Annotated in this window: 1 protein-coding gene; it reads right to left on the bottom strand. The window is 41.7% G+C overall.

From position 1 onward, the window contains the following. Positions 1-345 precede the first annotated feature (345 nt). Positions 346-818, bottom strand: a 473-nt coding sequence (locus ACX0G7_RS27315; protein WP_458926721.1) for a transposase, incomplete at its 5' end; no start/stop codon positions are given.

Here is an 818-nt window from a genome sequence, read left to right as displayed (position 1 = left end):
AACATGGTATCCTATGTAAAGGGGGATGCCTAGAAATGATATGGTGTTAAAGTTACTACATAACAAAGATTTTGTAACGCGGGCTCTTTTATAGATTTTCGGATGCAGATGAATCAAGGTACTACAGCTGCAAAATCTGTAAAAGAGATCGCGGAATAAATTTGTTCCGATGTTTTCTTTAAGCTCCGACTCCTATGTGTAGTTACTGATGTACAGCACTACCTTCATCTGTTTGGTTTTGTAAAATATGAGCCGCTACCTGCTTGGCGATGTAGTATCGTTCGATCTACCTACAATGTTTTGTAGTCAACTCATGAAAGTATTGAGCATTAAAGACAAAGTTTGTTAGTTACTAAAACCGATTTGATAGGGTTGACCTGATCTAATCACACTTAGGATACGCCGGCACATCTTATGTGCGACTTTAACGATAACTGATTTTTGATTTTTACCAATGTGTTTGCGGTAGTAAGCCTGGATGCCAGGATCCAGCCTGATGGCAACCCAGGCGGCTTCCACCAGGTAGGTTCGCAAGAGCTCCTTGCATCGTGGTGTAACACCCATATAATTTTCTGCCTCGCTGCTTTGATGAATACCCGGTACCAGTCCGATATAGTTTGCAAACTGGCGTTCGTTTTCAAAACGTCGGATATCGCCTAATTCAGCTATGATGGCACTAGCCAAAATGCCACCAATACCGGGAATAGATTTTAGCAGATAGTAATCGGTATGATGGATCTTTCTGCAATATGCACGCAGTTCATTGCTTACCCGGAGTACTTCATGATTAAGCAGTTGTAATACCCGCAGCTTACTGT

This window comes from Flavitalea antarctica, from assembly GCF_054461535.1.
This window is presented reverse-complemented; position numbering and strand designations above follow the sequence as displayed.